Source organism: Kaistella sp. 97-N-M2, from assembly GCF_021513235.1.
Classification (GTDB): Bacteria; Bacteroidota; Bacteroidia; order Flavobacteriales; family Weeksellaceae; genus Kaistella.
In genome coordinates this window covers 876,922-901,584 of sequence record NZ_CP090976.1, presented here as the reverse complement: position 1 = coordinate 901,584, position 24,663 = coordinate 876,922, and the positions used below count along the sequence as shown (strand labels likewise).

Annotated in this window: 23 protein-coding genes and 1 pseudogene; 17 read left to right on the top strand and 7 right to left on the bottom strand. The window is 40.5% G+C overall.

The annotated features are described in order from the left end of the window. The first annotated feature begins 335 nt into the window (after positions 1-335). The 3 genes from L0B70_RS04365 to L0B70_RS04355 all read left to right on the top strand — a co-directional run bounded on the left by L0B70_RS04365 (position 336) and on the right by L0B70_RS04355 (position 2,768). Positions 336-1,133: a hypothetical protein gene (locus tag L0B70_RS04365; protein ID WP_235143074.1), complete on the top strand. Its 798-nt coding sequence runs from the start codon at positions 336-338 to the stop codon at positions 1,131-1,133. Then, positions 1,133-1,897: a carboxypeptidase-like regulatory domain-containing protein gene (locus L0B70_RS04360; protein ID WP_235143073.1), complete on the top strand. Its 765-nt coding sequence runs from the start codon at positions 1,133-1,135 to the stop codon at positions 1,895-1,897. The genes L0B70_RS04365 and L0B70_RS04360 overlap by 1 nt, the downstream gene beginning before the upstream one ends. A gap of 139 nt (positions 1,898-2,036) precedes the next feature. Beyond that, a complete protein-coding gene (locus L0B70_RS04355) occupies positions 2,037-2,768 on the top strand; it encodes an SIMPL domain-containing protein (RefSeq protein ID WP_235143072.1) in 732 nt (243 codons plus the stop codon). 76 nt (positions 2,769-2,844) lie between these two features. Here the strand turns inward: L0B70_RS04355 and L0B70_RS04350 are convergent, their stop codons facing one another. From L0B70_RS04350 to L0B70_RS04340, 3 genes are all read right to left on the bottom strand, one after another. Continuing rightward, positions 2,845-3,360 (bottom strand): N-acetyltransferase, encoded by a 516-nt coding sequence (locus tag L0B70_RS04350; RefSeq protein WP_235143071.1) that lies wholly within the window; start codon positions 3,358-3,360, stop codon positions 2,845-2,847. A 69-nt stretch (positions 3,361-3,429) separates the two neighbouring features. Further along, positions 3,430-3,651 (bottom strand): PspC family transcriptional regulator, encoded by a 222-nt coding sequence (locus tag L0B70_RS04345; RefSeq protein WP_235143070.1) that lies wholly within the window; start codon positions 3,649-3,651, stop codon positions 3,430-3,432. Between the two features lie 38 nt (positions 3,652-3,689). Further along, positions 3,690-5,975 (bottom strand): GH92 family glycosyl hydrolase, encoded by a 2,286-nt coding sequence (locus tag L0B70_RS04340; RefSeq protein ID WP_235143069.1) that lies wholly within the window; start codon positions 5,973-5,975, stop codon positions 3,690-3,692. Between the two features lie 152 nt (positions 5,976-6,127). On the opposite strand from L0B70_RS04340, the gene L0B70_RS04335 reads away from it, so the two are divergent. The 6 genes from L0B70_RS04335 to L0B70_RS04310 all read left to right on the top strand — a co-directional run bounded on the left by L0B70_RS04335 (position 6,128) and on the right by L0B70_RS04310 (position 10,034). Then, positions 6,128-6,745, top strand: coding sequence for a hypothetical protein (locus L0B70_RS04335; RefSeq protein WP_235143068.1), 618 nt, complete (start codon positions 6,128-6,130; stop codon positions 6,743-6,745). A gap of 78 nt (positions 6,746-6,823) precedes the next feature. Further along, on the top strand, positions 6,824-7,114 hold the full coding sequence (locus L0B70_RS04330; RefSeq protein WP_235143067.1) for a transcriptional regulator: 291 nt from the start codon (positions 6,824-6,826) through the stop codon (positions 7,112-7,114). 66 nt (positions 7,115-7,180) lie between these two features. After that, positions 7,181-7,468, top strand: coding sequence for a hypothetical protein (locus L0B70_RS04325; RefSeq protein ID WP_235143066.1), 288 nt, complete (start codon positions 7,181-7,183; stop codon positions 7,466-7,468). Positions 7,469-7,501: 33 nt separating this feature from the next. Further along, the gene (locus L0B70_RS04320) at positions 7,502-8,857 is read left to right on the top strand and encodes a DUF4173 domain-containing protein (protein ID WP_235143065.1); all 1,356 of its coding nucleotides are present in this window, start codon (positions 7,502-7,504) and stop codon (positions 8,855-8,857) included. A 1-nt stretch (position 8,858) separates the two neighbouring features. Beyond that, on the top strand, positions 8,859-9,389 hold the full coding sequence (locus L0B70_RS04315) for a hypothetical protein (RefSeq protein WP_235143064.1): 531 nt from the start codon (positions 8,859-8,861) through the stop codon (positions 9,387-9,389). A 141-nt stretch (positions 9,390-9,530) separates the two neighbouring features. Beyond that, positions 9,531-10,034, top strand: a complete 504-nt coding sequence (locus L0B70_RS04310; protein ID WP_235143063.1) for a hypothetical protein — start codon at positions 9,531-9,533, stop codon at positions 10,032-10,034. Between the two features lie 292 nt (positions 10,035-10,326). Here L0B70_RS04310 and L0B70_RS04305 read toward each other — a convergent pair whose 3' ends face one another. Both L0B70_RS04305 and tilS read right to left on the bottom strand, forming a co-directional pair. Continuing rightward, a complete protein-coding gene (locus L0B70_RS04305; RefSeq protein WP_407929697.1) occupies positions 10,327-12,303 on the bottom strand; it encodes a protein-disulfide reductase DsbD family protein in 1,977 nt (658 codons plus the stop codon). A gap of 38 nt (positions 12,304-12,341) precedes the next feature. Next, the gene (tilS, locus tag L0B70_RS04300; protein WP_235143062.1) at positions 12,342-13,643 is read right to left on the bottom strand and encodes a tRNA lysidine(34) synthetase TilS; all 1,302 of its coding nucleotides are present in this window, start codon (positions 13,641-13,643) and stop codon (positions 12,342-12,344) included. 87 nt (positions 13,644-13,730) lie between these two features. Here tilS and L0B70_RS04295 point away from each other — a divergent pair, with 87 nt between their 5' ends. The 4 genes and pseudogenes from L0B70_RS04295 (at position 13,731) to L0B70_RS04280 (ending at position 17,299) form a co-directional block, all read left to right on the top strand. Further along, positions 13,731-14,567 (top strand): OmpA family protein, encoded by an 837-nt coding sequence (locus L0B70_RS04295; protein WP_235143061.1) that lies wholly within the window; start codon positions 13,731-13,733, stop codon positions 14,565-14,567. Positions 14,568-14,667: 100 nt separating this feature from the next. Then, on the top strand, positions 14,668-15,315 hold the full coding sequence (locus tag L0B70_RS04290) for an O-methyltransferase (RefSeq protein ID WP_235143060.1): 648 nt from the start codon (positions 14,668-14,670) through the stop codon (positions 15,313-15,315). Positions 15,316-15,330: 15 nt separating this feature from the next. After that, positions 15,331-16,044, top strand: coding sequence for a C40 family peptidase (locus L0B70_RS04285; protein ID WP_235143059.1), 714 nt, complete (start codon positions 15,331-15,333; stop codon positions 16,042-16,044). 14 nt (positions 16,045-16,058) lie between these two features. After that, positions 16,059-17,299: pseudogene (locus L0B70_RS04280) on the top strand (3-deoxy-D-manno-octulosonic acid transferase). A gap of 21 nt (positions 17,300-17,320) precedes the next feature. Here the strand turns inward: L0B70_RS04280 and L0B70_RS04275 are convergent. Continuing rightward, positions 17,321-17,932, bottom strand: a complete 612-nt coding sequence (locus tag L0B70_RS04275; protein ID WP_235143058.1) for a deoxyuridine 5'-triphosphate nucleotidohydrolase — start codon at positions 17,930-17,932, stop codon at positions 17,321-17,323. Beyond that, positions 17,932-18,684 carry a glycosyltransferase family 2 protein gene (locus L0B70_RS04270; protein ID WP_235143057.1) on the bottom strand — a complete coding sequence of 251 codons (753 nt, stop codon included), beginning with the start codon at positions 18,682-18,684 and terminating at the stop codon, positions 17,932-17,934. Before L0B70_RS04270 ends, L0B70_RS04275 begins: the two co-directional genes overlap by 1 nt. Positions 18,685-18,781: 97 nt before the next feature. On the opposite strand from L0B70_RS04270, the gene L0B70_RS04265 reads away from it, so the two are divergent. The 4 genes from L0B70_RS04265 (at position 18,782) to L0B70_RS04250 (ending at position 24,658) form a co-directional block, all read left to right on the top strand. Then, entirely contained in the window at positions 18,782-19,315 is a 534-nt protein-coding gene (locus tag L0B70_RS04265; protein WP_235143056.1) for a lipocalin family protein, read from the top strand. Positions 19,316-19,466: 151 nt separating this feature from the next. After that, the gene (locus L0B70_RS04260; protein WP_235143055.1) at positions 19,467-22,850 is read left to right on the top strand and encodes a DUF559 domain-containing protein; all 3,384 of its coding nucleotides are present in this window, start codon (positions 19,467-19,469) and stop codon (positions 22,848-22,850) included. A gap of 258 nt (positions 22,851-23,108) precedes the next feature. Next, on the top strand, positions 23,109-23,978 hold the full coding sequence (locus L0B70_RS04255; protein ID WP_235143054.1) for a MotA/TolQ/ExbB proton channel family protein: 870 nt from the start codon (positions 23,109-23,111) through the stop codon (positions 23,976-23,978). Between the two features lie 77 nt (positions 23,979-24,055). Then, a complete protein-coding gene (locus L0B70_RS04250; protein ID WP_235143053.1) occupies positions 24,056-24,658 on the top strand; it encodes a biopolymer transporter ExbD in 603 nt (200 codons plus the stop codon). Positions 24,659-24,663: the final 5 nt, after the last annotated feature.

Sequence of the window (24,663 nt, the reverse complement as noted above, 5' to 3'; positions counted from 1 at the left end):
ATTCCGCTTTGCTTCATTCCGGGATTTCCACTTCAATCCCTTACGCAGATCGCGCTTCTTCATAATTTTGTGATCAATATCAAACTCCCAGTTCTTTCTGAGCATTTTCAAAATTCAAATCCCCATCCAACCTTGACAAGGTTCCCAAAATCCACAATCTTTCGAAGAATTTGCGGAAAAAATCTCCCACGAGAATCGAAAATTTTAACAAAATCAAAAAGCAAAAATTCCAAAAAAATCATAAAACGCGTTAAAGTCAATTAAAATTTTAAAAACTCAAACCCAGAAGCGCGAAAGCGCTGCAATTACAAATTACATTTACTCAAATATTCTGTATGAAAACAAAACTACTATTTCTTCTCTTTTTTCAACTTTCAATGCTGGCCTCTGCGCAGGAGTATATCTTCGGCAAGGTTTCCTCGGACTTCGGGACCGAACTCTCCGGCGTCGTTATCCTCAACGTACGCACCGACGAAAAAACCCTTACGGATAAGGACGGAAATTACATGATCGCCGCACGGAGATTCGACGAACTGCGCTTTGTGAAAAGTGGCTACGACCGAAACAGTATCAAAATTTCTGCGGAGAGTTATTCCAAACCGCTGAATGTTGCGCTTCTTAAATCGCCTTATCTCATTCCCGAAGTTCAGCTCGCTTTTCAGGCCACGGGAAATTTAAAAAAAGACATCAAAGCGCTGGAACCTGCCAAGCGGGTAGTAGCGCTCAATTCAACAATGACGTCCTATATGAAATCGAAGCCTACCGAAGTTTATCCGCAGCTGCGCACACCTTCGGCATTTGCAAATCCGAACATGAATGCAGGTCAGGTTAACATGCTCGGCATCGCCTCGGCTTTATCCGGACTATTTGGAAAAATAAAGAATCCACCGCTCACGACGGCCAATTATGCAGAAACGCAGGATTTTTACCGCCGAATAAAAAATACTTTAGATTTAAGTTTCTACACGTCGCGTGGTTTTGACGAAGAAGAGATCGACCGCTTTCTGATTTACGTCGACCAATCTTATTCTTTGGCCAAAAAATACCGCAAAAATTTTGATGTCGCCGCCATTACTGCCGATATGAAAATGGCTTACATGGAATATATTAAAACGCATAAAGTAGGATCTTGATGAGGCGGTATTTTGTTCTTTTATTTCTAAACTTTTCAGCCTTTCTTTTGTCTCAAAACGTCTCCGGTGTTGTAACCGACGAAGATGAAAATACGCTTCCTGCCGTAATTGTTTTTAATATGCAGACGGGAGAAAAGGCCTACACCGATACCGGCGGCAAATTCAGCATTAAAGCTGCGGCTGAAACTGAATTGCGGTTTGTACGGAAAGGTTTTGAAAGAAATTTTAGAGTAGTAAATCAAAGTGATTTCAAGAATGTTTTCAATGTTGTTTTAACACGACGGCCGGAAGAAATAGAAGAAGTGGAAATATCGCATATTCCTACAGGTGTTTTAGACCAAGATCTTAAAAATGTTGGAGACAAAAAACCTACTGCAAAACTAAAAGGGGAAACCGCAAAATACATCCGTTCAGATTCTGCACCGGAAGTTCTGGCGGCAAAACCAGGCGAATTTGTGCAACCGGTCGGCTCTGGTTTTTTTGTTGGTAAGATTGATAACCAATGGGATGACGTTGATTTTATGAACTTTCTGGTGGCAAATATTCATCCATCTTTTTTTCTGGAAGATTTGAAATTAACGCCGTCGGAGATTCAGCCTTTCATTTATTACATTTTTCGCAACTTCGACCGGAAGGAGATTTTGTTTCGCGGCTACTGCACCTCTTACGATCTTTCGCGTTTTATGCGCGAGTGCTACCGGAAAATTGAGGCATATCGAAAAAACCTGCCCAATGAACCATCAAAAAAGAAAAGTAGAAAATAGATGCGTCAATTTTAGAACTAAAGATATATTAGAATTTTAAATATGGTCTTTAGGGCAATTCGAAAGGAAAGCCGTCAGGAAAAAATTCAGCTACAGAAAAAATAATACTTAACTTTAATTTTTAAAGACAAAAAAAATTATGAACAGAAATATCATCGCCATCGCCATTGCTGCCGCCGGATTTATCATCGGTTTGGCTTTTCTCGGGAATGCCATTAAAAACAGAAATAAAGCCGACAATACCATTTCCGTCACGGGTTTGGGCACGAATAAATTTACATCGGATCTCATCGCCTGGAGCGGAAATTTTTCGCGAAACAGTTTTGAGTTGAAATCCGCTTACGACGAATTGGCCAACGATAAGAAAGTCATCGAAAACTATTTAACTTCAAAAGGAATTCCGAAAAACCAAATGGTTTTTTCCGCAGTGGATATTCAGAAACAGTTCAATTACGGCAGCGATGCCAATGGTCGAAGCACGCAGACTTTCGCTGGATATCAGCTTTCTCAAACCGTGTCCATCGACAGCAAAGATGTCGCAAAGGTGGAAAATCTTTCCAGAAATATTACAGAAATCATCAATTTAGGCATCGAATTTACGTCCTCGCCCCCGAATTATTTCTACACCAAACTCGCCGACGTGAAGCATCAAATGATCGCCGACGCCACAAAAGATGCGAAACAGCGTGCCGAAAAAATTGCAGAAAATGCCGGCGCAAAATTGGGGAATCTGAAAAAAGCCACCATGGGAATCACGCAGATTACCGCGCCCAATTCGACGGAAGAATATTCCTACGGCGGAACTTTTAATACTTCCTCCAAAGACAAGGAGGCAAGCATTACCATCAAGCTCGAGTACGAAGTTGATTGATTATTTCTTTCGTCAGGGATTTTTTAAGTAAAAAAAAGTGAGTAAAAATTAGAAATTTTCTAAATAAAAAAGATATTTAAAAACAGTAAACAACATCATAAATTTCTTCCTTCACAAACTGCACATTATCAGGTTCCCAGTTCGCGAGAAGCCAAAGATCCAAATCGTTTTTTCCATGCTCGTAACACGGCTGTACGTAATTTTCGTCGATGATGTGGAAGCCGTTCCGTTCGTAAAATCCAATTCTTCTTTTGGCGTCCTCACCCTGACTTTCGGGCTCAACTTCCAAAACGATGTGGGAATAATTTTTAAAAAGGTCGCCAATGATTTCCGAACCGTACTTTAAACTGCGGAACTCAGAGAAAATTTCGAAATGCTCCACAAATACAAAGTTCGTGAGTTCCCAGGAGACGAGATAACCAATATTTTTCAGGTCCTTTAAAACTGAAAAAACTTTGGCTTTCGGGTTCGTCAAAAGACTGCGGAACTGCGCTTCGCTGCGTCTTTCATCTTCGGGAAAAGTCTCGCAATAGGATTTGAAGATTTCCGCTGTGCCGAAATCATCGAAAGAGGTCACCTGAATATATTCCATGAATTGCTTTTCAAAGTGTTAATGGAAACTTCCAAACAAATTTTAAGCCGTTAAAACCAAATTTTTTAGCTACAGATCGAAAACACTCGGTCGTCGCGTAATAAACATATCTTTGATCCAAAGGGTAAAGGCAAGACCCAAATAGATTAAAAAGAAAACGCCGGCGGTCGCGAAAGTGGAGTAGATGAAAAAGACGCGCAGTTTCGACACGGGGATGCCGAGTTTTGCGCCCATGCGTGTGAGGACGCCAAACCATTGCCTTTCCATTTTATGACGAAGATTGTTCAGCATTGTTTTATTTGAGGGTCAAAGGTAATTATTTTAAAATATTATTTTGAATGTTTTGAGCTCATTATAAAAACGATTTCGCCGCCATTCGCGATATCTGCATGCTTCAAAATGTGATTTTTGACTTCTTTCCCATTTACCGTTATTTTTGAAACGTACACATTTTTCTCCGCCTGGTTTTGGGTTTTGATGGTTAAAATTTTGCCGTTTTCTAAATTGATCTTCGCCGATTTTACGTTGGGCGAGCCGAACTGATATTCGTCGGAACCCGGCAAAACGGGATAAAATCCCAGCGCTGAAAAAATATACCACGCGCTCATTTGTCCGGCATCATCGTTTCCGCAAAGTCCGTCCACGCCGGACGAATACATTTTCTGCATAATGTTTCTGACGCGCTCCTGCGTTTTCCACGCGTCATTTGTATAATTATAAAGGTAAGGAATATGATGGCCCGGTTCGTTGCCGTGAACATAATTCCCGATAATTCCGTCGCGTGTAATGTCTTCGTTTTTTTCGATATATTTTTCTGCAATTTCGGTGGTGAAAATTTCATCCAGATGTTTGGAGAATTTTGCTTTTCCGCCCATCATTCTGATCATTTCGGGAACATTTTGCGGAACATACAAGCCATAGTTAAAAGCATTACCTTCAATAAATCCCTGTCCGTGCGTATCCATGGGATCGAATTCTTTTTTAAAAGTTCCGTCGGCAAGTTTCGGATGCATAAATCCGGATTTTGGATTGTAAACGTTTTTATAACTTTCACTGCGTTTTAAATATTCCGCTTCCGTTTTTAGATCGCCGGATTTTTTCGCCAGTTGCGCAATACACCAGTCGTCATAAGCATATTCCAAAGTTTTGGATACGGAAGCATCGCTTTTATCTTCCGGAACGTAACCGTACTTCAGATAATCTTCAATTCCATCATAATATTTCAAATTGGAAGAAGTGCGGCTTGCTTCCAGCATTTTATTTAAATCTGCGTCGGTTGTGTTTTTTGCGACAGCATCTGCTAAAACTGAAACCGCGTGATAACCGATCATGCACCAGTTTTCGTTTGCATAATGACTCCAAATCGGCAAAGCTTTATGAACGCTGTGCCGGGAATGCGAGAGCATGGACTTGATGAAATCGTTGTTTCTTTTCGGTTGAATGATGTTGTACAGGGGATGAAGCGCACGATACGTGTCCCACAGGGAAAAGATGGTATAATTGGTAAAATCTTTCGCGTTGTGAATGTTCTGATCAATGTCCAGGTATTTTCCATCGACATCCTGATAGAGCACCGGCGACATCATGGTGTGATACATTGCCGTGTAAAAAGTTCTTTTATCGTTTTCCGTGAGAGTTTCAACTTCAATTTTCGACAGTTCTTTTTCCCATTTGGCAGCACTTTCCTTTTTAACCTGTTCAAAATCCCAACCCGGAATTTCAGCTTCCAGGTTTTTGAGTGCGCCGGACGTAGAAACGCCGGATAATGCGAACTTAATAAGGATTGATTCATTTTCCGCCGTGTCGAAATCGAAGTACGCGCGGATCTGTCTCCCTGCAAATTCCGGAAAATTTTCATTTTCGTTGAATTTTCGGTAAAAGCCGTTGTATTCTACTTTCTCGTAACGTTTTCTGCCGTAACTTTTAAAGGGTTTAGAAAATTTCATGGCGAAAAATACTTTTCGCGTTCTGGCCCAACCCGTCGTTTCGCGGTAACCGGTTACAGTAGAATCGTTTTCCACCCGAACAAAAGTCCAGACATTTTTAGAATCATAGTTGTAAATATTTGACATCAGATCTAAAATAATATGCGAATCTGAAGATTTCGGAAAAGTATATTTGTGAAAACCAACGCGTTCGGTGGCGGTGAGTTCCGCTTTAATTCCATGATCCTTCAAAAAAACTTCATAAAATCCCGGACTTGCTTTTTCGGTATCTTTCGAAAATTGAGAATGATAACCGCCTTTTGGTTCCTCAGCTTTTCCAGGTTCTAAACGGAGTTCCCCTACTGTTGGCATCACTAAAAAATCGCCCAGATCCGAATGTCCCGTTCCGCTGAAATGCGTGTGCGAAAATCCAAAAATCGTTTCGTCTTCGTATTGATAACCGGAACAGTAACGGTACGTTTCAGGATTGTATTTTCCGTCGATGGCATAAGGTTCCTGATTCGTTTCGGGAGAAAGCTGAACCATTCCGAACGGCGTTGTGGCGCCGGGAAAGGTGTGGCCCATGTTTTTCGTGCCGACAAAAGGATTGACATAGGAAGTCAGATTTTGAGCATTCATGCTTGGTACGGTGAAACAAATGAACGGGAGAAGATAGTTTTTTATTTTCATGAACAGGAAGTTTATAAGTATCTGCGAAAGTAACGTTGTGATTTGCAAACAATACTATAAAGATATATTTTTTAAAATTTTTTTGCTTCAGAGCTTAATTTTATTTTGTTAATTCAATTTAATTTATAACTTTGCAGTTCAAAGTTCTTTTTATGGAATCAAAAAACTATCACGAAGACCTCTCGCATATTCGCTCCATGATGGAGAGAAGTTCCCGCTTTATTTCCCTGAGCGGACTTTCTGGAGTTTTCGCCGGCTTGGTGGCGCTGGCCGGGGCGGTTTATGTGTATTTTGTTTTTCAGCGGGAAGGCATCAGTTATTTTGAGGGAAACAGAAATGTTTTTTCCCTAGGTCTCGTTAAAGAATTGTCTCTTATCGGATTCGCGATTCTTGCGTTGGCGCTCTTGTCGGGATATTATTTTACCGCCAGAAAAAGTAAAGCGAACAACCTAAAAATTTGGGACAAGACCACGCAGCGGCTGCTTTTTAATTTTGGAGTGCCCTTGCTTACGGGCGCATTGTTTTGTTTAGGTTTGCTTTATCATCATCTTTTTGTTTTAATTGCGCCGGCAACTTTAATTTTTTACGGGCTGGCGTTAATCAACGCCGAGAAATATACGCTCACCGATGTGAAATATCTGGGTTATTGCCAAATTATTTTGGGTTTGCTCGCATTTTTCTTTTTGGGTTGGGGCCTGGTCTTTTGGGCCTTCGGTTTTGGCGTGTTACATATTGTGTATGGATTAATGATGTATAAAAAGTACCGGTAAACACATTTTAAAAATATCTTTGGATAAATAATCAAAAAAAATAACGCGGAACTAAAGATTTCTGTGTCTCACTTTCAGATGATCAATATTAATAATCTCAACAAAGAATTCGAAAGCCGCGTCAGGTTGGGCATTATGTCCGTTTTAATGGTGAACGACTGGGTTGATTTTACGGAAATGAAAAATCTGTTGGAGGTTACCGACGGCAATTTGGCGAGCCACAGCACCGCGTTGGAAAAATCGAAATATATTGAGGTGAAAAAAGAGTTTGTGGGAAAAAAGCCCAAAACATCATACCGCGTCACACAGAATGGCAGAAAAGCCTTTGCAGAACATCTTGCGGGCCTGGAAAAACTCTTGGGAAATTAATCCTATATTTTTTTGAAAATTAACTTTGAATCTCAAAGAACTTTATAATAATTTAAAATTTACCTTATGAAAACCACGAAACAAACCCTGCTCATTTACGCAGTGCCAGCAGCAGTGTTAAGCGTTCCGCTCATCGCCATGCAGTTTACAAACGAAGTCGTGTGGACAGCTTCGGACTTTGCCATCATGGGTTGCTTACTGTTTTTTACCGCTTTCTGCATCGATTATATTTTAAGAAAGATGCCAAGTGCAGGGAAGCGGTTTTTCTACATCGCCTTGTGCCTTCTCGTGTTGCTTTTGGTGTGGGCAGAACTGGCTGTCGGGATTTTCGGAAGTCCTTTTGCCGGCAGTTAATTTTAAGAATTCTGAAACCTTAAATAAAACATCATGAAAAAATACCATTTAATCCTGCTCTCAACCGTCCTGTTTATTACGCTGTTCTACGGCGAAACGCCCGGCATTAATGTTGGAATTCTGGGTGTCGTTTACACGGTGCTTACGTTTTTTAAAACATGGAATGAACGCCGGACAAAATCTTTTTTCGCCGTTTTTGCGCTGAGCATTTTATCCAGTTTTGCCTTTGCGTATTATGGCGACTTGGTCTCTCTGGTCGCCGTTTTGACTTCTCTTTTTCTGCTCGCTTTCCTGTCTGAAAAAGGAGATTTAAAATCTATTCTAGTGATTCCGGTGTTTATTACCAATTTCATCACGTTTATCTACTGCGTTTTTCAGGTGCAGGAGTGGCTGCCGAAAACGACCACATCCGCAGGCTGCCAGAAATTTGTTTCGGTTGTCTTGATTCCCGTCCTCTTTCTTCTCATCTTCTTCGGGATTTATTCCCTCGGCAGCGACCATTTTTCAAACCTTTTCACCGCTTTCGAATTCGATTTTGATTTTTGGCAGTTTCTCGGTATCGGCCTTGCGGGATTTTTTCTGGGTTTCAACTTCTGGAATTTTAAAATTTACCGCTTTATCTTTACGGCGAACCATCATTTAAAAAACGACTTCGTGAACGAAGACAAAATTCGCTCTTCCACTTATGCTTTTCTACCGGCAGATGCAGAGCGGAAAAGCGGAATTATTTCTCTGTTTATTCTGAACGTTCTGCTTTTTATTTTCATTCTCACTTTTAACTATGAACAGTTTGTCGAGGTTGCAAAAACACCAAATCAGCTTTCTGCTGAAACCCATGAACGTGTAAACGCCGTCATTCTTTCGATCATCATGGCCATCGTTGTCATCCTTTTTTACTTTAAAGGTAATTTCAATTTTGATGAAAAGGCGGGACTACTGAAAATTCTGGCTAAAATCTGGATCGCCATGAACATCATCCTCGTGCTTTCCGCCGCCGCCAAAAACGCCGAATATATTTTGAAGCTGGGCGTTACGTACAAACGTTTGGGCGTGTATGCCTTTCTTATTTTATGCGTGATTGGCTTAATAGTTACTTTTTTAAAAATTCAACGCCAAAAAACAAACGCTTTTCTTTTTAACCACATGATTTGGTATTTCTATGGAACAGTTTTGGTTTGCAGTTTTATAAATTGGGGTGGAATTGCGACGCGTTATAACCTCGACGCCGGCAAAGGAACTTACGATTTCCTTTCCACTTTTAATTTTAACGATGAGATTTTAAGGCAAAAATTCCCCGATAAAATCGATTTGAATTTTCGCGCAAGAGAACCCAAATACGGAACTTTTCTGTCCGAAAATCTCTATAACCAAACCTTAAAAATTCCCTAAAATGAAAAAATTATTTTTGCTGATTCCCGTTCTTTTATTTTCCTGCACGAAAAAGGAAGTGGTCGCGAAAACCGCAGCCAACAGCGATTCCACCGAAGCCATTGATAAAAACGTGGTCGAACACTCCAGAGATTCCGTCCGTGAAGGCGTACTTTCCATAGACAGTGTTCAAAATTCAAAGGAAATTTCGCAGACATTCCGCGCCGTCGACGGAAATAAAATCATCAAAACCCTCAACGGCGATATGCTGCCCCTGAAAATCACAGACGAATTTACGAAGGCTGACCAGCAACTGATCTTGAAAATCAAGAATTTCAAAGGTCCTAAAATCTCCGGAACCATCGTGCCCGAAAACGCCAAAATGAACATCCGTTTCACCCAGATTAAGTTGGCAAACGGTGATTACGACGGACCCTTTGGCCGCGACATCACGTATGAAATCAAGGAAAACGGAGAGATCTGGTTGCTGGTCGGGAAAAGCAATATGGCTTCGGGCGAAACCACAGGAAAATTCACGGTTAACCTCCGATAAAGGTAGTTTTCGAGCTGATCCGTTCAAATCTATTTCCCTGCGAAACCCTGTCTACACGGGTAAACCAAAAGTTAATCTTGTGTTAATTAATTCAGTTGGTACAATATCTGAATGTAACCTTTTCAATTAAAATTTAAGATTATGAAAAATTTATTCTTCTCCGCAGTCGTTGCCACGGCAACTCTGGCAAGTTGCTCCACCGTATCCTCCATTTTACAAAATACATTTCCGTACAACGCCACCGTTTTGGTAGCTGCCGGTTCGCCAGCAAATATTGAGCTTTCCAGTGTTTCGGCTGCGCAAAGTGTGAATCAGTTAACCGGATCCGGTGCGAATGTAAAAGATATTACGGTTTCTAACGCGACGTTATCGGTTGGATCTGATACCAGTATGGGCGTTTTCAAATCGGTGAAAGTTTATCTCTCCAACAACGGCAGCAATCAGGTTTTGGTCGCCTCGCGGGAGTCTATTCCCGATAACGTGGGAAATTCGCTTTCTATGGATGTTAACACCTCTCAGAAACTCGACAACATGATGAAATCCGGTGCTGTACAGGCAAAAATAGTTTATGTCTTGAAACAGTCGCCGACTTCAGATATATCGCTGAAAGCCTCCGTAGGTTTCAACAGCGTGCCCGTAAACTAATTCTTTTTTGAGGAGCGCCAAATTTTCTGCTCTCTCGACAGATCCTCCGGCTCTCCGCTGCAATCTTTTTTGCTTGCGCAAAAAAAGGATTTCCGCTGCGATCCGGGCTAGAATAAAGGAAAGTTATTCTCCCAAAAAAATAACCAACGGCAAATCGTTGGTTATTTTTTATTAAAATAGAAAGTCAAGTCTCGAAGCATTTATCATCTCTTCGTCTTGAAAAAGCTGATTCCGCATTCCAGAAAGCTTTTGAAATCCTCTTTCGGCATATAGCCCGAAACCGGTCTGTTGATCACTTTTCCCTCTGGAGAAACCAAAACATAATGCGGCTGCGAATTATTATTAAAATTAATCTGCTGGAACAAACTCCATTTATCACCAATTGTTTTGATCTTTTTTTCTGCCCGTTCCCCATGTCGATCGACGTTTGCTCGCTTTCCGGCAGGGCTTCTTTATCATCAACGTAAAGAGACGCCAGGATAATTTCGTTTTGTAAGATCGGCAGAATGTCGGGTTCGCTCCAGACGAATTCTTCCATTTTCCGGCAGTTTTCGCAACCATATCCCGTGAAGTCGATAAGGACAGGTTTATTTTCTTTTTTCGCCAGTTCGATGGCTTCGAAATAATCATGCGCCGGATGCATTCCTAAAATTCCATCTTTTTCGTCGTGCAGATAACTCACGTTGATGGGCGGCAAAATGCCACTTAAATATTGCAGTTTCGGGCGTTCTGCGGGAAATAGTCCCTGAATAAGATAAATTACAAACCCAATTCCGAGGACGCCCACTATTTTTCTCGTTAAAGAAATTTTAGCTTTTTTATCATCGTGCGGAAATCTGATTTTTCCGAATAAATAAAGCACCAAGGCGATAGAAATTAGAATCCAGATCACGATAAACAGTTCTCTTTTCAGGAAAAATGTTTTCGACACCAGATCGGCTTTCGACAAAAATTTCAGTGCTAATCCCAGTTCAATGAATCCTAAAACTACTTTCACTGTATTCATCCAGCCACCGGATTTCGGTAAACTTTGCAAAGCCTGCGGAAATAAAGCGAGCAAGCCAAAAACAATGGCCCAGCTTAAGCCAAATCCTGCCAAAGCGAACGTCAACAACATCGGAACATTGGAAGATCCCGTGACGGCGCTTCCTAACAAACTTCCTAAAATTGGGCCCGTACACGAGAAAGAAACGATAACCAAAGTTAACGCCATGAAGAAAATTCCGATAATTCCGCCCGCATCTTCGGCGCGCGACGATTTATTCGCGATGGAACTCGGCAAGGTGATGTCGTAATATCCAAAAAAGCTTCCCGCAAAAAATATAAAGATGATAAAGAAGGTGATGTTCAGCCAGACGCTTGTGGAGATCTCATTAAAAATATTCCCCGCAATTCCATCGATAATATGGAAGGGAACGCTGAGCAAAACAAAGATTAAAAGGATGAAAAAACCATAAATAATGGCGTCTCTTTTCCCTTTTGCTTTGTCGGTGGAACCTTTCGTAAAGAAAGAAACCGTTAACGGAATCATGGGGAAAACGCAAGGCGTGAGCAACGCGATCAACCCGCCGAAAAAGCCGAGAAGCAGGTACATCCAAAGATTTTCGGAATTTTGCTCCTGTACAATGCCACAATCCGTTTGGGGGCTGGCGAAATCCAAAGATGCGACTTTCAGACCTTCCTGTTTTGGCGCAGCAGCGGAAACAGAATTCACATTTTCCGGTGCTGCAGAAGACATTGCACTATCTGAAGTTGGAGCGATGTTTTCCGCAGCGGTGTTTTCTTCTGAAGTTACAGGAGCCGATGCGGCGGCGCTCACTTTCTGCTCAAATTCCAACGTATTCGGCGCCAGACAAACGCGGTCGTTACAGGTTTGATACGTTATTTCAGCCGTAACATTTGCTGCTTTTGCGTTATTTTTAAGTTTGAATTTCTGTTTAAACTGGACCAGATCCGAATAGTAAACGATCTGCGCACCGAATGCTTCCGAGAACTCATCGTGTTTCTTTCCTACTTCCAGCACCTTTCCAATGAGGTCAATGCCTTCTTTGGACGTGAGTTTCATTTCAGTTGGAATGCCGGAATCCGGCGGCAGATCTTTCGAATAAATATGCCAGTCCTTCTCGATGGTCGCCGTTAAAACGGCTTCATATTCGTTATTCGGCAGCGAATTGATGTTATACTTGAATTTAACGGGATCTTTAATTTGCGCCGTAATTCCCTGAAAGAGAAAGAGAACAAGAAGGATAAGCCAGTTTTTGAATTTCATTTTTACTTTTCTTTTTGAGCGTTGGTCCAAATAGAACGCTATAATTTTACTCTGATAACCTGTGCAGTTTTTTGATCTGCTGCAAACCTTCGGTCCTGACGAAAGGGAAGAATTCCTAAAACTTCATCCTGCGCGTCGCAAAGGAGCCAAATTTTTTGCTGCGCAAAAATAGGGATTTTTTCATCCTTAAAAAACTTCGAAATTTTTTTCCGGCCCTTCATGCCGCGGGGATAAAAAAGGTCGCCAGTTTTTTTTCGCCGTAATTTTAACGGAAACTGAACTTTATCGGCATCAATTTTCCACGTACAGGTTCCCAAGACTTCGATTTCGGTTTTCTGTTCTTCCGGGAAAACAATTTGATGGGCTTCATTTACCGTTAAAACAACTTCTTTTACAGAATCTTTTCCACCGGTATTATTTAATCTTTTAAGACATACGATTTCGCGATCGATGAGGATTTGCCAATCGCGGCTGATAAAAATTTTGCCTGTTTCGGCTTCTTTAATCTTGTTGATTTCTTCCAAACTGTTAAAGCCAAATTTGCGCAGGATTTCGAACTGCACAAAATCGCTTTGACTAAGGAAGTTTTTCTTTTGAATAAGGAAACTGTCGTCTTTTGGTTTAATGATGTCATTTTCGATCGCCAAGATTTTTTCCTGAACAAATTCTTTGGTTTGATTCAAATAGGAGAGGCTTTTCGCGAAATTTTCTAAAAAATTTTCGTTGATTTCCGTCAGCGACGGCACGATCTCGTTTCGGATCCTGTTGCGCAAATAATCGCTCTTTTGGTTGGAAGCATCTTCGCGAAATTCAATTTTGTTTTCCTTCGCAAACGCGTAAATTTCTTCCTTAGAAAAACGCAGAAGCGGACGCAAAATGTTATTGTCGTTCGCCGGAATTCCGCTTAAACCTTTAATCCCCGCGGCTTTTGAAAGATTGATTATAAAGGTTTCCAGCTCGTCATTTAAATGATGGGCGGAGACTAGAAACTTCAGCTTTTCTTCTCGCTGAATTTTTCTGAAAAATCGATACCGCAGATCTCTTGCCCATTCTTGGATGGAGTTTTCGGGTTTTTCCTCGTTGTCTGAAACTTTGTAAAGATGAAAGGGAATCTTGTTTTTTTTAGAGATTCTCCGCACGAGCTCTTCATCTTCCTCGGAATCATCTCCGCGTAACTTATAATTAACGTGCGCAACTTCAAAATTTAAATTTGTCGCTTTAAATAAGTGTAACAATACCATCGAATCGGCGCCTCCGCTTACAGCAAGCAGAAATTTTTCTTCACGGAACGATGGCTGAAGTTGCGCCAGAGATTGCTGAAAAGTCCTGTTGTTTAGCAATTTTTAGGTTTTTTAAGATACATTTAGCAAAGATAATTCTTCTGTTCAAAATCGTTTCCCTATTTTTGGCTGAATAAATAGAATATTATGAACATAGGAAAAATCGGAGCAATTTTGGGAACGGCAGTCCTGCTGACCTCCTGCGTGAGCCAGAAAAAGTTTGACGCGCTGAACGAAAACTACAACCAGTGTATCACCAATGTTGGCGAAAGACAACGTGAAATTCAGGATTTAAAAGGCGTGAATTCAGGTCTTGCGAGCGAAAACGCTTTGCTGAAAGGCCAAAACGATGCGCTGAAAACCTCGCTTGATGCCTGTTTATCCAACAGCGGAAAAGGTTCTGCCAATATCGATAAGTTAATTGGCGAAATTAACTCGTCCAACAAATACATCAAACAACTGATTTCTACAAATTCGAAAAACGACAGTTTGAATTTGGCTTTATCCAACAAGTTGAAACGTTCTTTGGATAACATCGCAGATAACGATGTTCAGGTGAAAGTTTTGAAAGGAGTGGTTTTAATTTCTCTATCCGACAATATGTTGTACAAAACGGGAGATTACAATGTTTTACCTGCAGCGCAGGATGTTTTAGGAAAAGTTGCGAAAGTAATCAACGATTATGATACGTATTCCGTATTGATCGAAGGAAACACCGATAATGTTCCTTTGAATTCCAATACTTTACCAAAAGACAACTGGGATCTTTCTGCCTTGAGAGCAACATCGATGGCGAAAATTCTGCAGACCAAATTCGGTGTGAATCCTTCCAGAATTACCGCGGGCGGACGTAGCGAGTACAACCCGAAAACGACGAACGCTTCAGTTTCCGGAAGAGCGGAAAACAGAAGAACAGAAATCATCATCATGCCAAAACTTGATGAATTTATGAAATTGATGGATATTGCACCGGTGAAAAACTAAGCACATATTCTTTAATACTATAGGCAGCGCTGTTGGAGCATTAAGTTCCAACAGCGCTTTTCTTTTAAAAATGTTTAAATTTGACTGAAAATAGAAGTCCATGAGTTTTTTTGAAGAGCAATGCCCGGAAATGGATCGGTACCTCGAAAATCGCGCGTCCGCAGAACCTGATATTTTGAAAAGACTCCGCAGAGAAACTTTTCAAAAAACCACGCAGCCACACATGATTTCCGGATATCAGCAGGGACGATTGCTGACGATCATTTCGAAAATGACGCAGCCCAAAAACATTCTGGAAATAGGAACTTTCACGGGTTACGCTACTTTATGTCTGGCAGAAGGTTTATCGAAAGAGGGAAAGATCACGACTTTGGATGTGAACGAAGAGTTGGCTTATTTGCCCCGAAAGTATTTTAGAGAAAGCGAGTTTGCCACCCAAATCGATTTTCAGATGAAAGATGCGAAAACTTTTTTGGAGGAAACCGAAGAAATTTTCGATCTCGTATTCATCGATGCGGACAAAGAAAATTATCCGGAATATTTTAAACTCATCAAGCCCAAAATAAAATCCGGCTCTGTTATTTTATTTGATAATGTGCTGTGGTACGGAAAGGTTTTGGACGAAAATTCAAAGCAGATTTCCACGCAGAAAATACAGGAACTTAACGATTCGGTGGCAAAAGATGAGGATTTCGAAAATCTTATTTTACCTTTGCGCGACGGCGTTAATTTAATCCGGAAAAGATAATCTTCAGACCACAGAATGAATAAAGGAATTTGTACAGTTTCAGTCGCACCGCTTCGTGCAGAGAATTCGCATCAGTCCGAAATGACGTCCCAACTTCTGTATGGAGAAACTTTTGACTATATAAAAATTCAGGGCAGTTTTGCGAAAATAAAAGCGGACTTCGATGCGTATGAAGGTTGGATTTCCACGAATCAAATCACAGAAATTTCCGCTGAAGATTTTGCACACAGAACGACAAACATACTTACAAATACGGTTGGATTTTATGATCTGGTGGAAGGCAAAACGCTGCTTTCTTTGGGAAGCGAGCTCGCCACGGGAAATAAAAAAGAACTGAACGCGCCCACATCTGAAAATATCGGCGAAACAGCCCAGCTTTTTCTGAATGTGCCTTATCTGTGGAGCGGCCGAAGTTTTTTCGGAGTCGACTGCAGCGGTTTTGTGCAGTTGATCTATAAAATTCACGGCATTGCTTTACCGCGGGATTCTGCACAGCAGGCGGAAATTGGACATGTTTTGAGTTTTGTGGAGGAAAGCAAACCCGGCGATCTGGCTTTTTTTGAAGATTCGGAGGGCATTATAACGCATGTTGGACTGCTGTTGAACCAGGAAGAAATCATTCACGCTCACGGAAAAGTGCGCATCGATCTGCTGGACTCCACTGGTATTTTCAATAGAGATTTGAATCAGCACACGCACAAGTTGCGCTTTTTGCGAAGTGTGTTTTAAGTAAAAATTTCTGCATGATTTCTTTATACAATCTTTTTATCCGTTTAATGATCGCTGCCATGAGAGTGGGTGCGGTTTTCAACTACAAATTAAAGAAAGGTCTGGCGGGAAGACGGCAAAGCTGCGGTCTGGTGAAAGCAAAATTTTCGCCCACTGATAAAGTCATTTGGATGCACGCTGCGAGTTTAGGCGAATACGAACAGGGACTTCCCGTTTTGGAAAAGCTGAAAGAAAAATTTCCGCAGCACAAGATTCTCCTTACCTTTTTTTCGCCGTCGGGGTATGATCAGGTCATAAAAAAAATACAATTGCCGACGTGGTCTGTTATCTGCCTTTCGATACCGAAAAGTGGGTTGAGGAATTTACGATGAACTTTAAGACCGAGCTGTTTTTCACGGTTAAATACGATTATTGGTATCATCTTTTAGAGGATTTGAAGAAACAGGGCGCAAAAGTTTACGTAGTTTCCGCACTTTTTTATGAAACGCAGATCTTCTTTAAAGCTTACGGAAAGTGGAATGTAAGTCAGTTAAAGAAAAATGTCGACTGGTTTTTTCATCAAACAAAACATTCTACCGCTTTGGCGAAAGGAATTGGACTGAAAAATTCTTCCACGTCCGGAGATACGAGGTACGACCGCGTAAAGCAACTCCGCGAAAACGATCGTTTTGTCGAATTTATCGATGATTTTAAACAGGATGAGCAAACCATCGTTTTCGGCAGTTCCTGGGAATCGGAAGAACGGTTGGCAGAAATTATCGCCTCGAAAAACAGGGAGGTAAAGTTAATCATCGCGCCACACGATTTGAAGCGGGTTGCGCACTTAAAGACAATATTTCCGCGTGCGCTTCTGTATTCGCAAATATCGCAGGGCCAGCAAAGCCACTTTTTTAATCCGAAAGTTTTAATTATCGACTGTATCGGTTTGCTGTCGAAACTGTATTCTTATGCTGATCTGGCCATTGTTGGCGGAGGTTTTCATTCGAAAGGACTTCACAATGTTTTAGAAGCAGCTAATTACGGAATACCCGTTATTTTCGGAAATCAGTACACCAAAAATCCCGAGGCCGACGAACTGATAGCGCGCAATGGCGGAAAATCTTTTGAAGACGAGTTCTTTGCGGCGCCCTATATTTTAGGTTTGCTGAACGATCCGGCTGTTTTAAAGAAAATGGGCGAAAATGCACGGCGTTTTATCGATGAACAGCCAAATGCTTCCCAGTTTATCGTCGATCAAATCTCCAAAGGCGTTTAGAAGACATTTTTTTGTCCAAACTTAACGCAACAATCCTTCTGCTTTAACGTCTTTTAATATCCGGTCGATGTGCTCCGGAATGTTATCGGGTTTAAACCAACTCAAAAATATTCCGTTGTGCAGGGTGAGATCTTCCAGTCTTTTATTGTCCATGATGAGGTCGTGCACCGCTTTGTAATCCTCTTTCAGTTCGAGGTAATAATCCGGATCAAGTTTTCTCGTTAAAATGAACGACCTGTAAATTTTGTTGAGGAGATAAATGTACAGTTTGTAATGGTCGCCGGTTTTAGGCATGTTTTTTAAAACTTCAGCAATCAGAAGTAAGGTTAAAGAAACTTCGCCAAATTTATCTGTCGTTATCTTTACATGCTCGGTAATTTTTGCACTGATCTTTCGAATGTTTGGCAGAAAATATTTGGTTCGTCCGTATCTTTTTGCCGCTGTTTCCACTTCATTTTTGACAATAGTTTCCATCTGGCTGCGTTTGTCGTCTTCCGTTTCCTCATCGATCAATTCAAAATAAAGCCGGTGCGATAAAATACGGTCTTTTTTGAGGAGGCGAATGATGAGTTTATCTTTTTCCTGCGACGTGAAATTGGAAATTGCAGCCTTAAATTCTTTCGAATATTCCATCAGTTAAAAATTTTTGAGTATTTCATAAAGCCATTCAGCGCCCAGTTTCCCGTGTAATACCAGGATTTTATAGTTGAAAATTTCATATAATCTTTATAAACAAGGTATTGATCTTTCATAATATTCGTTTTCCTGCGGGAAACACTTGTTGCGTGCATGCGGTATTTCGCCATGGTTTTGGGCAGCGGTTTTCCCACGGGAATTTTCTTCAGCAGATTAAGCCACATCACATGATCTTCACGTTTGCTTCCCGCAGGGAAAAATTCTTTGCCAACCCTTTCCGAATCGTACATGGAACTCAGCAAAGAAAGGCGGCAGGTCTTTAACAGGTTATCGAAAGTGACTTCTTTATCTGCTTTAAAGTCTGCGATTTTCGGTGTTAAATTTTCGTCGCACCTCGCATAATTGGAGTAGGCGAGTTCGGCGTTTTCTTTTTTCATGAAAGCAATCATTTCGTCCAGAAAATTGGCTTCCCAAAAATCATCAGCATCCAAAAAGGTGATATATTTTCCGGTGGCTTTTTCCAAAGATTTATTTCGCGCATTGCCGGCGCCCTGATTCTTGTCCAGAACAGAAAGAATGATTCGCGGGTCATCGATTTTTTTGATGATTTCTACGGAATTATCGGTAGAATTATCGTCCGTGATGAGCCATTCCCAATCCGTAAAGCTTTGACGCAGAACAGACAGGATTGTTTCTTCCAAAAAAGGAGATGAATTAAAACAGGGCGTAATAATAGAAATTTCGGGCATCGAACGGCATTTGCACAAAGATATAAATCTGAAATATCTTATTGCTATTTATGGCATAGAACTTGAAAAGGTTTAACATAATCTAAAAAATAAAGTTATGAAATCACAAATCCAAAAATTATTGGGACGCAAAAGCAGACTTTCGGGAACATTCGTCTGGCTTTTGCCGATTTTACTTTTATTTGTAACAGTATCCTTACAATCCTGCCGACTCGACGACGATAAAAACAACAATATGGAAGACCCGAATTTGGTGGGAATATGGCAGCCTTACCGTCTAAATCAGAAAGCCACCTTAACGACCGGAGCCTATGATCAACCCACCGAGTTTAGCACTTGTCAGCAAAAAGGACGCATCACGTTCAGCGACAATAATACAGGAAGTTCCAAGACCTACGCCGATGTGAATGATGCTTGTTTCCTACAGGACGAAACAAATTTTACATACACTTATGACACCAATTCTAATATTTTAACCATTACAAATGAAGACGGTACAAGCCAATCCGGCAGCGTTGTAAAACTAACACCTTCGGAACTGGTTTATGAATTGGTAGGAAATTATGATTTCCAGGGAGAAACAAACGTGCAGGTGAAAACTACTTTTTATGCCCGCAGAACGAAAGATTAACTGCATTTAAAATCGGCTTTTTCAGGCTGAGAACAGTCAAAATCATCCTCGCTTGTTTTAGTGAGGATTTTTTCATTTCAAAACCTTAAATTTGTCAATTATTCATCTGTTTTGAATACAGGGCAGATTTAACGGAAATACAATTTAAATAATGTTTTACGACCATCAATCGATCGAAAAAAAGTGGCAAAAATTCTGGAAAGAAAATCAGACCTATAAAACGCCGAACACCACCGATAAGCCTAAGTTTTATGTTTTAGATATGTTCCCATATCCGTCGGGAGCGGGGTTGCACGTGGGACATCCTTTGGGATACATCGCTTCCGACATTTATGCGAGATACAAACGTCACGAAGGTTTCAATGTGTTGCATCCCATCGGCTACGATTCTTTTGGTTTGCCGGCAGAACAATATGCCATTCAAACCGGCACGCACCCCGCGATTACCACGGAAGCTAATATCACGCGGTATGAAGAACAGTTGCGAAAAATTGGCTTTTCGTTCGACTGGAGCCGTGAAGTAAGAACTTCCGATCCCGCCTATTACAAATGGACGCAATGGATTTTTGTGCAGCTCTTCCATTCCTGGTACAACAAAGCGACGGACAGCGCGGAACCTATTCATACTTTAATTCAGCATTTCAGAGATCATGGAACGGATCAGCTATCCGCTTCCCAAAATGAACCGCTCCGTTTCAGCGCGGAGGAGTGGAGCACTGCTTCAGAAGCCGATCAACAGGACATTTTACTGAACTACCGTATGGCTTACAGAGCTGAAACTACCGTAAACTGGTGTCCAGGATTAGGAACTGTTTTGGCGAATGATGAGGTGAAAGACGGAAAATCTGAACGCGGCGGATTTCCTGTTTTTCAGAAAAAAATGATGCAGTGGAGCATGAGAATTACTGCTTATTCCGAAAGATTATTGCAGGGTCTTCAGACCTTAGACTGGCCGCAGCCGCTGAAAGATGCGCAGGAATACTGGATCGGGAAATCTCAGGGAGCGCAGGTTTCTTTTGAGGTCCTCACCCCAACCCTCTCCAAAGGAGAGGGGGCCGCTTCAGAAACACACTCGAAGCCTCAATTTTTGACAGGAGGTGACCATTCTAAAGTTCTGCTGCAGTATGCGAAAGGGATGCGGAAAGAACCTACAAAAGCTGAAGATATTTTATGGCGGTCGTTAAGAAACAGAAATCTTGGTTATAAATTTCGACGACAGCATATCATTGCAGATTACATTGCGGATTTCGTTTGTATAGAGAAAAAATTGGTGATCGAAGTTGACGGAGGATCTCATCAAGAACAGACTAAAAAAAACGCTGATGATTTAAGAGCACAGTATTTAGAGCTTTATGGCTTTAAATTGCTTCGTTTTTCCAATAAAGAAGTGGAAAAAAATACGGGCTCTGTTTTAGAACAAATTAACCATCATTTAGAAAACACTCTAACTCCCTCTCCTTTGGAGAGGGTTGGGGTGAGGATTTCTGTCTTCACCACCCGCCCCGATACGATTTTTGGCGCCACCTTTATGGTTCTCGCACCGGAAAATCCCTTGGTGGAAAATTTGACGACCGAGACACAAAAATCCGAAGTCGAAAATTACATTGAACAAACATCGAAAAAGACGGAAAGAGACCGCATGTCCGACGTTAAAAATGTTAGCGGTGCTTTTACGGGAGCGTATGCGTTAAATCCTTTCACGGAGGAACAAATGCCGATCTATATTTCAGATTATGTTTTGATGGGTTATGGAACCGGCGCGGTGATGGCTGTCCCGGCGCATGACGAGCGGGATCACCGCTTTGCGAAAAAATTTAATTTGCCTATTATCAATGTCATCGATAATGAGAAAGATATTCAGGAAGAATCTTTTGACTCGAAGGATTCGGTGTGTGTGAATTCGGAATTTTTGAACGGACTGAATTATACCGATGCAAAAACAAAAATAATCGATGAGATCGAAAACCGCGGCATTGGTCATGGAACTACCAATTACAGACAGCGCGATGCGATATTTTCCCGCCAGCGATATTGGGGCGAACCTGTTCCGATTTACTATAAAAACGGCATGCCGTATTCGCTTCCGCTTTCTTCGCTTCCTTTGGAACTGCCGGAAGTGGAAAAATACCTACCCACCGAAGATGGCGATCCGCCGTTAGGAAATGCAAAAACTTTCGCGTGGGATATAATCAACGAAAAAGTTGTTTCTACAGATCTGATCGATCATGTGAACGTTTTCCCCCTCGAACTTTCCACCATGCCCGGCTGGGCCGGAAGCTCCTGGTATTTTCTGCGCTACATGGATCCTCACAATACGGAATTTCCCGTAGATAAAAGTCTTTCGGATTATTGGGGTCAGGTGGATTTATATATTGGCGGCAGCGAACATGCAACGGGACATTTGTTGTATTCCAGATTTTGGAATATGTTTCTGAAGGATCTGGGCTTAACCAATCACGAGGAACCTTTCAAGAAACTGATCAATCAGGGGATGATTTTGGGGATGAGTGCGTTTGTTTATCGTCCTGTTTGTAATACCGGAATCTTTGATAAAGAATTAAATGAATATAGAGACTTCAAATTGCCAAATATATTCATCTCTTATAAGCAGTGGGAAGAAGGTGTAGATTCATATAAAAATTTAATTCCTTCTAGTTTAATTGATAAATATGGAAATGACTTAATTAAAGCTTTAGAATATTCAGATTTACAAAAAATCCACGTTGATGTCTCTTTATTAAAAGGAACTTCTGATGAATTGGACACGGATAAATTTAAAAGTTGGCGTTCAGAATATGCTGATGCAGAATTTATTTTAGAAGACGGAAAGTATATTTGCGAACGAGAGGTCGAAAAAATGTCGAAGTCCAAATACAATGTGGTAAATCCGGATGATATTTGTGAGGAATATGGAGCAGATTGTCTGCGTTTGTATGAAATGTTTTTAGGACCATTAGAACAAAGTAAACCCTGGAATACACAAGGCTTAAGTGGAGTTTATGGGTTTTTAAAGAAATTCTATAATCTTTTTTATGACGGTGAATCTTTACATATTTCTGAGGAAGAACCAACAAAGGAAGAATACAAAATCTTACATACTTTGATTAAGAAGGTAGGTTATGATATTGAAAATTTCTCTTTTAATACCTCCGTTTCTCAGTTTATGATCGCTGTAAATGAATTTCAAAAGCTGAAAACGAACAAAAGGAAAATTCTGGAACCTCTTGCTGTTTTAGTCTCTCCGTATGCGCCTCATATCTCCGAGGAATTGTGGAGAGAATTGGGCCATCGAACCACCATCGAGTTTGAAAAATTCCCGGTGTTTGAGGCGAAGTATCTTGTTGAGGATGAGGTGCAGTACCCCGTAAGTTTCAACGGAAAGATGAAATTTAAAATGGCCTTAAGTTCCGACTTGTCGGCAGACCAAATTGAAGAAATTGCGATGAAGGACCAGCGTGTAATCGATCACCTTGCAGGAAATACGCCAAGGAAAGTAATCATAGTCCCGAAAAAAATCATTAATATTGTTTTTTAAAGAAGAGGTCGAAAAATCTTTATCCGTAGGTAATCGTAAAAATAGGTCTATTATATTTCTGAATTTTTAACGCAGTTTTTAAAAGCCGAAATTATCATCAAAATATATTTCATATTTTACCGATTCTGTAATGTTAACGAATCATAACGTTAATAAAAATTAGGAGTAATAGTTTTGAAAGACTTGTGGGATTAAATATTTTGACTTTATTTTACAAATCGAAAAATTAAAAAAATAACAATTATAATTTAGTTTAGTATGGAAATGAATGTTTCAAACAACGAGGAGCAAGTAGTTGCTAAAAAAGTAGGAGGATTGAATCCTGCGTTAATTATTCCTATTCTTATCTTGATAGGTATTGCAATTTATCTATTTGTCTTGGGTAATCCAGGGAATTTTAAAGCAGATCCAAGGCTTAACGGTCTTTCATCAGTTGCATTTTCCGGTTTAGAGACCAAAGAATTGCATCCGGGAGATGGTTTTATGGGTGTTATTTACATGGGGGGTCCAATTGTACCAATTCTTATTTCATTTATGATCATCGTGATCGTATTCTCTATTGAAAGAGCTTTAGCTTTAAAGAAAGCTTCCGGAAAAGGAAATGTAGATAGTTTTGTTTTAAACGTAAGAAGATTACTTAATCAGAATAAAATTGATGAAGCAATTGAAGAATGTGACAGACAAGAAGGTTCAGTAGGAAATGTGGTAAGAGAAGGTTTAACTACCTACAAAGCATTGGCGCATGATACTACAATGAATAAAGAGCAGAAAATGGTTGCTCTAAACAAATCAATCGAAGAAGCAACAACTTTGGAGATGCCAATGTTAGAAAAAAATATGATGATTCTTTCCACTTTAGGTACTGTTGCCACGTTGGTAGCTCTACTTGGAACAGTAATCGGGATGATCAAGGCATTTAGCGCATTAGGTTCAGGAGGAGGAACTCCGGATTCTGCTGCATTATCAATTGGTATTTCTGAGGCGTTAGTAAATACTGCTTTAGGTATTGGTACATCTGCTGTTGCAATTATTCTTTATAACTATTTTACTTCTAAGATTGACGGATTAACGTTCAAAATTGACGAAATCGCAATGTCAATTCAGCAGTCATTTGCAGAATTCCACTAAGAATTCTCCCTTGATTGGAAATCATTTAATTAAGAATGTATTTCACAAAACTGAAGTTTAATAAAAAATAATTTACAATGGCGAGAGTCAAACCAAAAAGACATAATATAAGGGTAGATATGACGGCCATGACCGATGTGTCATTTCTACTCCTTACATTCTTTATCCTCACGGCTCAATTTGCTAAACCGGATATCGAGACCATAACCACGCCATCTTCTATTTCAGAGAAGCTTCTTCCAGACGGAAGTTTAATGACTATTTTAGCTACCACTGACGGGAAATTTTATTTCACACCGGTGGAAAATGGAACCGAAAGAATAGCTTTGTTAGATGCAATGGGAAAGAAGTATGGAATGACGTTTACTGATAAAGAGAAAGTTGCTTTTTCTAACGCTCAGTCAATCGGGGTTCCAATGAATCAACTGAAAGGATTTTTAGACCTATCTGATGAAGATCGTAAAGCTTATAAAAGTCCAAACGGAATTCCTATGGACAGTACAAAAAAGGAATTAATTGATTGGGTACAGCAAAGTTTAACCGTTAATCCGGATTACAAATTAGCAATTAAGGGTGACGTTCAAACAAAGTATCCTAAAGTTAAATCATTATTTGAAGGATTAAGAGACATTGATTTCTTGAAGTTCTGGTTAATAACAAGTCAAGAAACGGCACAATAATTAAG

Bases quoted from the DNA above. Each gene is read 5' to 3' on its own strand.
- L0B70_RS04365 (WP_235143074.1), top strand. From the start codon at position 336: ATGAAAACAAAACTACTATTTCTTCTCTTTTTTCAACTTTCAATGCTG.
- L0B70_RS04360 (WP_235143073.1), top strand. From the start codon at position 1,133: ATGAGGCGGTATTTTGTTCTTTTATTTCTAAACTTTTCAGCCTTTCTT.
- L0B70_RS04355 (WP_235143072.1), top strand. From the start codon at position 2,037: ATGAACAGAAATATCATCGCCATCGCCATTGCTGCCGCCGGATTTATC.
- L0B70_RS04350 (WP_235143071.1), bottom strand. From the start codon at position 3,360: ATGGAATATATTCAGGTGACCTCTTTCGATGATTTCGGCACAGCGGAA.
- L0B70_RS04345 (WP_235143070.1), bottom strand. From the start codon at position 3,651: ATGCTGAACAATCTTCGTCATAAAATGGAAAGGCAATGGTTTGGCGTC.
- L0B70_RS04340 (WP_235143069.1), bottom strand. From the start codon at position 5,975: ATGAAAATAAAAAACTATCTTCTCCCGTTCATTTGTTTCACCGTACCA.
- L0B70_RS04335 (WP_235143068.1), top strand. From the start codon at position 6,128: ATGGAATCAAAAAACTATCACGAAGACCTCTCGCATATTCGCTCCATG.
- L0B70_RS04330 (WP_235143067.1), top strand. From the start codon at position 6,824: ATGATCAATATTAATAATCTCAACAAAGAATTCGAAAGCCGCGTCAGG.
- L0B70_RS04325 (WP_235143066.1), top strand. From the start codon at position 7,181: ATGAAAACCACGAAACAAACCCTGCTCATTTACGCAGTGCCAGCAGCA.
- L0B70_RS04320 (WP_235143065.1), top strand. From the start codon at position 7,502: ATGAAAAAATACCATTTAATCCTGCTCTCAACCGTCCTGTTTATTACG.
- L0B70_RS04315 (WP_235143064.1), top strand. From the start codon at position 8,859: ATGAAAAAATTATTTTTGCTGATTCCCGTTCTTTTATTTTCCTGCACG.
- L0B70_RS04310 (WP_235143063.1), top strand. From the start codon at position 9,531: ATGAAAAATTTATTCTTCTCCGCAGTCGTTGCCACGGCAACTCTGGCA.
- L0B70_RS04305 (WP_407929697.1), bottom strand. From the start codon at position 12,303: ATGAAATTCAAAAACTGGCTTATCCTTCTTGTTCTCTTTCTCTTTCAG.
- L0B70_RS04295 (WP_235143061.1), top strand. From the start codon at position 13,731: ATGAACATAGGAAAAATCGGAGCAATTTTGGGAACGGCAGTCCTGCTG.
- L0B70_RS04290 (WP_235143060.1), top strand. From the start codon at position 14,668: ATGAGTTTTTTTGAAGAGCAATGCCCGGAAATGGATCGGTACCTCGAA.
- L0B70_RS04285 (WP_235143059.1), top strand. From the start codon at position 15,331: ATGAATAAAGGAATTTGTACAGTTTCAGTCGCACCGCTTCGTGCAGAG.
- L0B70_RS04275 (WP_235143058.1), bottom strand. From the start codon at position 17,932: ATGGAATATTCGAAAGAATTTAAGGCTGCAATTTCCAATTTCACGTCG.
- L0B70_RS04270 (WP_235143057.1), bottom strand. From the start codon at position 18,684: ATGCCCGAAATTTCTATTATTACGCCCTGTTTTAATTCATCTCCTTTT.
- L0B70_RS04265 (WP_235143056.1), top strand. From the start codon at position 18,782: ATGAAATCACAAATCCAAAAATTATTGGGACGCAAAAGCAGACTTTCG.
- L0B70_RS04260 (WP_235143055.1), top strand. From the start codon at position 19,467: ATGTTTTACGACCATCAATCGATCGAAAAAAAGTGGCAAAAATTCTGG.
- L0B70_RS04255 (WP_235143054.1), top strand. From the start codon at position 23,109: ATGGAAATGAATGTTTCAAACAACGAGGAGCAAGTAGTTGCTAAAAAA.
- L0B70_RS04250 (WP_235143053.1), top strand. From the start codon at position 24,056: ATGGCGAGAGTCAAACCAAAAAGACATAATATAAGGGTAGATATGACG.